The 7,733-nt window shown below is 64.9% G+C and carries 7 protein-coding genes; all 7 read right to left on the bottom strand.

Annotated elements, in window-relative coordinates; all coding sequences use genetic code 11:
* Window positions 1–87: 87 nt before the first annotated feature.
* A complete protein-coding gene (locus KDB67_RS11435; RefSeq protein WP_291015823.1) occupies window positions 88–828 on the bottom strand; it encodes an MlaD family protein in 741 nt (246 codons plus the stop codon).
* Between the two features lie 26 nt (window positions 829–854).
* The gene (locus KDB67_RS11430) at window positions 855–2,171 is read right to left on the bottom strand and encodes an MCE family protein (RefSeq protein ID WP_291015821.1); all 1,317 of its coding nucleotides are present in this window, start codon (window positions 2,169–2,171) and stop codon (window positions 855–857) included.
* Window positions 2,172–2,264: 93 nt separating this feature from the next.
* On the bottom strand, window positions 2,265–3,497 hold the full coding sequence (locus KDB67_RS11425; protein WP_291015819.1) for an MCE family protein: 1,233 nt from the start codon (window positions 3,495–3,497) through the stop codon (window positions 2,265–2,267).
* On the bottom strand, window positions 3,494–4,558 hold the full coding sequence (locus KDB67_RS11420; RefSeq protein WP_291015817.1) for an MCE family protein: 1,065 nt from the start codon (window positions 4,556–4,558) through the stop codon (window positions 3,494–3,496). Before KDB67_RS11420 ends, KDB67_RS11425 begins: the two co-directional genes overlap by 4 nt.
* Window positions 4,558–5,769, bottom strand: a complete 1,212-nt coding sequence (locus KDB67_RS11415) for an MCE family protein (protein WP_291015815.1) — start codon at window positions 5,767–5,769, stop codon at window positions 4,558–4,560. Before KDB67_RS11415 ends, KDB67_RS11420 begins: the two co-directional genes overlap by 1 nt.
* Before the next feature lie 15 nt (window positions 5,770–5,784).
* Window positions 5,785–6,648, bottom strand: a complete 864-nt coding sequence (locus KDB67_RS11410) for an ABC transporter permease (RefSeq protein ID WP_291015814.1) — start codon at window positions 6,646–6,648, stop codon at window positions 5,785–5,787.
* Window positions 6,649–6,680: 32 nt separating this feature from the next.
* Window positions 6,681–7,733, bottom strand: a 1,053-nt coding sequence (locus tag KDB67_RS11405) for a carboxyl transferase domain-containing protein (protein ID WP_291015812.1), incomplete at its 5' end; no start/stop codon positions are given.

Below are 7,733 nucleotides of genomic sequence, written 5' to 3'. Positions count from 1 at the left end.
GAACGCACCCTCACACGTCTCCTGGAATGGTCACTGTGGCGGCGCCGACATCAGTTCCGAGCGCAGGCATGCCACCAAAACCGCAGGTCACAAACATGAAATCGCTAAGTCCGGCTGTAGTACTAGCGCGGTGACCAGCGCGCCGCGTTGGTCGTCGAGGACCTCCATCATCGTCGCCGCCCGCGGCAACAGGTGAGACAGTTCGTCGGCGCGGCCGAGGAAGACCTTGTTCAACTCGTCGACGACCGAACCCACCTGCGACAGGCCGCCGCCGTTGAGCACCACCGACAGCGAGCTGAGGACCTGCTCGGTACTCGGTACCGTGCATTTTCTGATCTGTTGGGCAACAGTCACATTCGGTTCGCCACCGGATTCGGGCGCAGTCATCGTCGGCTGGTCGGGGCAGTCCTGCGCCGACAGCCGATCACCTGGCCGCAGGTAGCCGCCGCGCTCGTGTTCGGGCGGCACGATCGCCACATGCATCGAGCCGAGCACGCTGGTGTAGCCGACGCGCGCATACGATCCGGCCGGCACCTTGATGCCCGGACGCAGGCGCAATGTCAGTTCGGCCTGCCAATTCTTCACGCGCAGTGAGCCGATCGACCCGACGGTCGCGTCATTCATCATCACCGGGGCATTGACGGTGACGTTGCCGGCGGTCGGCATGACCGCGGTCAGCGTGTACGAGCCGTCCTGGGTGCCCGCGACGCCCGGCACCGACATGTTCTGCACGCCGTCGAAGGAGCACCCCGCAGACACGAGCAGCGTCGCGGCCACGCCAACCGCCATCAGCATCCGCGGTGCGGACTTACCCCCTGCGCGCCTCATCACCGGCCACCTCATCATCGACCCCGTCATCGTCCACCACCGAACGGAACGAGAAGCGAAGTCAGCGAATTGGTGTCCTTGCCGGGGTTCTCCCGGCGATTGGCGGCGTCGATGTCGTCCTGCCGGGCCTGCGCGCGCCGTTTCACGTCCGCGTTCTGGTAGATCAGCTGGTCCTGGGTGGCCGACATACCGGTCATCGGATTGAACAGGAACGGCGGATAGTTGACGGCGATCGACGCCAGCATCGGCCCGAGGACCTCGACACATTCGGCGGCGTCGGCCTGCGCCGGATTACCCTTGAGGTCCGAACCCTCGATGGCCTGGCACAGGAAGTTGATCAGGCTGCCGCCGTTACCGAGCGCGAACGCGCCGGTCAGCGAACCGGTCAGCGGGTTGTAGATGTTGTAGAAGTTGACCAGCTGGTGCGGTCCGGAATGCAGCAGGCCCCGAATCTGTTCGTCCTTCTGCGAGAGCACCCCGGTGACATCGGACAGACGCGCCACCGATGTGCTCAGCGCCGAGGTGTTGTCGTCCAGGAAGGTATTCACCTCGCCCAGCACCGAATCCACCTCGGTGAGGGCACCGTCGAGCTTTCCGGTGTTGCGGGCGAGCAGCTTGGACACCGAGGCGATGCGTCCGTTGAACTGCATCATCTGATCATCCACCGATGACAGCGCGGTGGTCAGCGTCTGCAGATTACGTACCGTGGCAAACAGATCGCTCCGATTGTCGGCCAATGTGGTTGTCACCGTGGACAATTCCTTGAGCGCCCGGTTCAGATCGGCGCCCGTGCCGTCGAGATTGCGGCCCAGGGTGTCAACGACGCGCCCCAGAGATCCCTTGTCCCCGGTTCCCTTGTCCCCGGTGGGTCCGAGATTGTTGGTCAGTTTGTCGAGTTCGGTCTTGATCTGATCCCATTCGACGGGAATCGCGGTGCGTTCCATGGGGATCTGAGCGCCGTCGGCGAGTTTCTGGCCGCCCTGGTAGACCGGTGTCACCTGGATGAACCGGCCACCGACCAGGCTGTCGGCGACGATGTAGGCGCTCGCGTCCGCGGGCAGTTTGCGAGAGCTGTCGACGGTGAACTTCACCCGCACGTCCCCGGAGCGGGGCGAGATGGAACTGACCTTGCCCACGTCGACGCCGATGATCTTCACCGGGTCGCCCACGAACAGGCCCGAGGTGGCCTTGAAGTAGGCCGTGTAGTTGTTGTAGCGCAGATTGTTGATGATCTTGCCGCCGACGACGAACGCCACACCGATCGTGATCACGGCCACGATCGCGATCCAGACACCACGGGGCACCGATCGCACACCGGCGGCGATACCGCTCGATCCGCTCATGATGTCCGTCCCTCTCCCCTGCCGGGTGCTGTGTCCGTGCTTGAGATCCCGAATATGCCCGAAATCGCGAATGTGCTTGCTGATGGCCGCATGTCAGGGCGGTCCCGGGGTGAACGACGTGGGCGGCATGAAGGTGGCGATCGGCGCGTCGCGCGGGTCGTTCTTGACGTCGTACTCGGGCCTCAACTCGAACTTCTTCGGGTCGATCGGGTTGTACCGGAGTAGCGCCTGCCATGCCTGCGGATACTTCTGCTTGAACAGCTTGATGAAGATGTTCGTGATGTCGCCCGACGACGGGAACTGGGCCAGCGCCTGGAAGTACGGGGCGCTCGAGACCGCCTCACCGAGCGAGTTGGCGTAGGGCCCGAGTCGGTCGATACCATCGGCAAGATACTTCTTGTCCTCCTGAAGCACCTTGACGACGTCATCGAGCCTGCGCAGGGCGGGGGCGAGCTTGTCGCCGTTCTCGTCGATGAATCCCCGCAGCTGTATCGAGACGTCCTTGATCCCGGTCAGCAGGGTCTCGATGGCCTGGTTGCGTCGCTGCAGCTCACCGAACAGCGAATTGGCCTGGGCCAGAAGCGTGGTGATGTCGCCGCTGCGTTTGCCGACGATCGCGGTGACCTCCTCGGCGCGGCCGAGCACCTGGCCGAGCTGGTCGTCGCGCGAGGCGATGGTGCGCGAGAGCCTGCTGATGCCGTCGACTGCTTTGCGCAGGTCGTCGGGGGTGTTCTCGAACGCGTCGGACAGTGAGTCGAGTGCGGTGTCGACCTTTTCCAGGTCGGTATCGCCGATGGTGGAGGCGGTGTCCTGCAGCGCCTCGGTGAGGGTGTAGCCGGGTGTGGTCTGCTCGACGGGCAGGTCGCCGCCGGGCCGCAGCCGGGTGTCGCCGGCCGGGGTGATGGTCAGATTCCTTCTGCCCAGGATGGTTTCGGCCTGTACCGACGCCTTGGACGACGTGCCGATCATGATGTCGTCGGCCATATCGAAGGTGACCTCGGCGGTGGTCTGCGGCTTGCCGTCGCTTCCGGTGCTGTCGCGCAACGCGATGGAGCGGATCTTGCCGACCGCAACTCCGGCTACGACCACCGAATCACCCGAGTGCAGGCCGCTGGCGTCGGCGAGTTGCGCCGTGTAGACCGCCCCGTTGCTGAGGAACGGCAGCTTGTCCACCTGCAACGCCGAGAGCACCACCATCGAGGTGACCAGGACACCGATCACACCCATCCGCAGGCGCCGGGAGGCGATCACCGCGGCATCGTTGGACGAATGTTTGTGCAACGGTATGCGTTCGGCCGGCTGTTGCTGATCGTTCTGCTCGCTCATCGTTTCTGGCACCTCCCCCCGGGGTTCTGATTCTTGTTGGTGGTGGAATCAAGCGCCGTCCAGTACACGGTCTTGTTGTCGGGGCCCGTGAACAGGATCTTGACCTGGCACAGCCAGATCTGCAGCCACGAACCGTAACTGCCGAGATTGCTGAGCCGGCGGAAGGCATCCGGGAACTGTCGCAGCGTGGTGCTCAGTTGCCCCTGCGACCGCAGCAGGTTGTCCGAGAGCTGATGGACCTCCGGCACCAGGTCACGCAGTGCCGGCCGGTTGGTCTCCAGCACATCGGAGAGCCTGGTGGTCAGCTCCGAGGTACTCTGCAACGACGACCCGATGGTGCCGCGCTGACGCGCGAGGCCGTCGACCAGTTCCCGCATCTGCACCAGCGAGGTGTCCAGACCCTCGCTGTTGTCGGCGAAGGTGCCCAGCGAGGTGTTGAGGTTGTCGATGACCTCGCCGATCAGTTTGTCCTTGTCGGCCAGGGCCGAGGTGAAGGACGCGGTGTCGCCGAGCAGCGATTCCATCGTGGCGCCCTGACCCTGGAACACCTTGATCAGGCTGTCGGCGAGCGAATTCACCTCGTCGGGTTTGAGCGTCTGGAACAACGGTTTGAACCCGCCGAGCAACACGTCGAGATTCAGCGCGGGTTCGGTGTTCTCCACCGGGATCGTCGCATTGTGTTTGAGGGTCGGTTGCGAATCGCCGGCTCCCTGCTCCAGTTCGAGATAGCGGTCGCCGGTGAGGTTCTCGTACCGGATGAGCGCCCGCACATCGGCGGGCAGCTCATAGGCGTCATCGACGGAGAAACCGATCTTGGCCTGGTGGTCGCGGGTCACCTCGACGCTCTGCACGCGACCCACCTCGACGCCCGCGATCCGCACCTTGGAACCGGATGTCAGGCGCGAGGCGCTGGTGAAGATCGCCGAATAGTCACCCGACGAACCGCCGCGGAACTGTCCGAACACGATCACCAGGCCGGCGAACACCAGCACCATGGTGGTGCCGAAGACGCCGAGCTTGAGGGCGGTGGCGCGGAAGACGCGATCTCTTTCGGTGGCCATCACTTGTGTCCCGGTCCGTTGTACTCACCGAACATCAACTGGAACAGTCGCTTCGGATTGACCTGGGGGCTGGTCCGCGGCTGATAGGGGCGGGTGGAGGTGTCGGCGACATAGAACGGCGCCGGGGTGCGCAGGTTCACGTCCGAGAGCCCGGCCATGCAGGTCGGCCCGCCCTCTGCACCCGTCTTGGGCAGGTCGTCGGGAAAGCGGTAGGCGTCCTTGTTGGGCCGCAGGGTCGCGTTGAACTTGAAGAATCCGGTGTCGGTGCCGAACACGCCTCCGGGTGCCATCGCGGTACCGAGCGCGACGCGGGCGATCGGCTCGAAGAAGCACTGCACACCAGGTGCGAGGCCGCCGAACAGTGTGGCGGTCTGCGTGAAATCGGACAGTGTGGTGATGAGCTTGTCCTTCTTCGGGGCGAGGATGTCGTTGCCCGCGTCCGCCATGCCGGTGAGATTGACCAGCAGCGCATCGAGATCGGACTGCTTGTCGCGCAGGGTGTTTCCGAGCACGGTCAGGTTGTCGACGGTGCGCACCAGATCGGGTGCGGCATCGGCGTAGGTGTCCAGGACCCGGCCGGCGGAGCTGATGTCGTTGCGCAGCGTGGCCGCGCGCTGCCCGGTGGTCATCTCGCCCAACAGGCGCGACATACCGGCGAGCCCCTCGCCGAGCTTGTTTCCCTTGCCTTCCAGCGACTTGGACAACGTTCCCAGCACCACATTGAGTTTCACCGGTTCGAGGTCGGCGAGCACCACGACCAGACGCTGGTACAGGGTGTTGAGTTCGACCGCCACCCGGTCACCGGCGATCACCGCGCCCGAGGAGATCGTCTGCGGCGACGGATCGTCGGGCGTCTGCAATTCCACCGACTTGGCTCCGAACACGGTGTTGGAGCGGATCATCGCCGTGACATTGGCCGGGATGAACTTGGTCTGATCGCTTTCGATATCGAGTTTCAGGGTGACCTTGCCGTGTGCAGGATCCTCGTCGATCGACGCGACGCGACCCACCCGGACCCCGCGCAGCTGCACCTTCGCCTCGGGATTCATCACCAGACCGGCACGATCGGCCACCACCGTCACACCGACGGTGCGGGTGAACGCGGCCTGGAACTGCATGATCGCCAGGACGACGGCGGCCACCACGAAGAACACCAGCGCAGCCGCTGCGGCCTTCTTGGCTCCCCCCGAGAACTCACTTCCGAAATGCATTGGCCCCGATTTCCCCTACCCCGACAGATTGAACTTGCCGTCGATGCCGTAGATGGCAAGCGACATCAGCAGGGTGATCAGCACCACCGCCACCAGCGATGCGCGGACCGCATTGCCCACTGCCACACCCACGCCCACCGGACCGCCGGAGGCGTTGTACCCGTGATAGGTGTGGATCAGCATCACGGCCACAGCCATGGCTATGGCCTGCACGAATGACCACATCACATCACTCGGCGCCAGAAACGTCGTGAAGTAGTGGTCGTACACACCGGACGACTGTCCGTAGATGTAGACGGTGGCGAACCGGCTGGAGAAGAACGCGGCCACCGTCGCCAGCGCGTACAGCGGGATGATCGCGACCAGGCCGGCCAGGATCCGGGTGCCCACCAGGTATGGGATCGCCGGGATCGCCATGGTTTCGAGTGCGTCGATCTCCTCGGACACCCGCATCGCGCCGAGCTGTGCGGTGGTACCCGCCCCCACTGTGGCGGCCAGCGCGATCCCGGAGATCACCGGGATCGCGATGCGCACATTGATGTAGGCGGAGAAGAAGCCGGTCAGCGCCTCGACCCCGATGTTGGCCAGCGAGCTGTAGCCCTGGACCGCGATGGTGCCGCCGGTGAACAGGGTCAGGAATCCGACGACCACGACGGTTCCGCCGATCACCGCCAGCGCGCCGGTACCCATGGTGATCTCGGCGATCACCCGCAGCACCTCACGGCGATAGTGCTTGACCGCCCGCGGGATGCTGGCAACTGAGACGAAGTAGTACAGCGCCTGCTCGCCGAGCTTCTCCCACCGCGCGTTCGCCTGCCCGATGCGCTTGCGCAGCCCCGGCACCCTGGTGGTACCGGCGAGTACGGGTCTGGCGGTCATCGCTTGCTTTCTCCTCAGTGCATGCCCTCGGGTCAGGGCATGATCGCGGTCCGCTGTACGGGCTCGGCAGCAGCCTGCCGAGCGTACAACCCGCGGCGCAGAGCATACAACAACTGGTTACGTGTCTCGCGGGGATCGATCAGTTCATCGAAGCCCATCATCTCGGCCGAGTAGTAGGACGCGGCCAGTTCCATGTCACGCAACTGCTTGGCCATATCCGCATCCGCCCCGGACGCCGAACTCAACGCCCCCGCTCCCATCGCCCCCATGGTGGCCCCAGGATAGGCGAACGCGGCCACCTGATTGTCGAAACCGAGCAGACTCATCACCATCGACCCGAAACCGTAGGCCTTGCGCAAAGTCAGGTGCAGTTTCAGGGTGGTCGCGGTGGTCTGCGCGGCGAACATCTTGCCGCCCGCGAGCAGCACACCCTCGCGTTCGGACTTGCTGCCCGGAAGCATGCCCGGGTTGTCGGCGAGGAAGATCAGCGGCAGATGGAACGAGTCGGCGACCTGGATGAAATGCGCCGCCTTGTCCGCGGCGGCCGCGTCGATCGACCCGGCCAGCACCTGCGGCTGATTGGCCACCACCGCCACCGGATGTCCGCCGAGATGCCCCAACGCGCAGATGACCGCGGGCCCGAACTTGGGCTGGATCTCCATCCAGTCGTCAGTGTCGAGGACTACGTCGAGAACATCGTGCATGTCGTAGACGCGGCGGTTGTCGCGCGAGACCACCTCGAGCAGTTCGGACGAATCGCGCGGGCCGGTCACCTCCGGATCGTCCTCGTCGTCCGGGCGGGGCACCGGATAGGACCAGGCGCTCGGCGGGAAGTACGACAGGTAGCGCCGCACCTCATTCAGGCAGGTCAGGTCGTCGTCGTAGTGGTTGTGGATGACCCCGCTCGGGATCGCCACGCTCGGGCCGCCCAGGTCTTCCTTGGTCACTTCCTCGCCGGTCGACGCGCGGACCACCGGCGGACCCGCGGTGAAGATCGCCCCCTGGCTGCTCATCACCCGGAAGTCCGAGACCGGCGCCACGAGCGCGCCATGCCCGGCCGACGGTCCGAGCACCGCGGTCACGAT

Source organism: Gordonia sp. (in: high G+C Gram-positive bacteria) (genome assembly GCF_020438995.1).
Lineage (GTDB): Bacteria > Actinomycetota > Actinomycetes > Mycobacteriales > Mycobacteriaceae > Gordonia.
The sequence above is the reverse complement of the archived record's forward strand: the minus strand, read 5'-3'. Positions and strand labels throughout refer to the sequence as shown.

Bases quoted from the DNA above. Each gene is read 5' to 3' on its own strand.
- KDB67_RS11420 (WP_291015817.1), bottom strand. From the start codon at position 4,558: ATGGCCACCGAAAGAGATCGCGTCTTCCGCGCCACCGCCCTCAAGCTC.
- KDB67_RS11425 (WP_291015819.1), bottom strand. From the start codon at position 3,497: ATGAGCGAGCAGAACGATCAGCAACAGCCGGCCGAACGCATACCGTTG.
- KDB67_RS11430 (WP_291015821.1), bottom strand. From the start codon at position 2,171: ATGAGCGGATCGAGCGGTATCGCCGCCGGTGTGCGATCGGTGCCCCGT.
- KDB67_RS11415 (WP_291015815.1), bottom strand. From the start codon at position 5,769: ATGCATTTCGGAAGTGAGTTCTCGGGGGGAGCCAAGAAGGCCGCAGCG.
- KDB67_RS11410 (WP_291015814.1), bottom strand. From the start codon at position 6,648: ATGACCGCCAGACCCGTACTCGCCGGTACCACCAGGGTGCCGGGGCTG.
- KDB67_RS11435 (WP_291015823.1), bottom strand. From the start codon at position 828: ATGAGGCGCGCAGGGGGTAAGTCCGCACCGCGGATGCTGATGGCGGTT.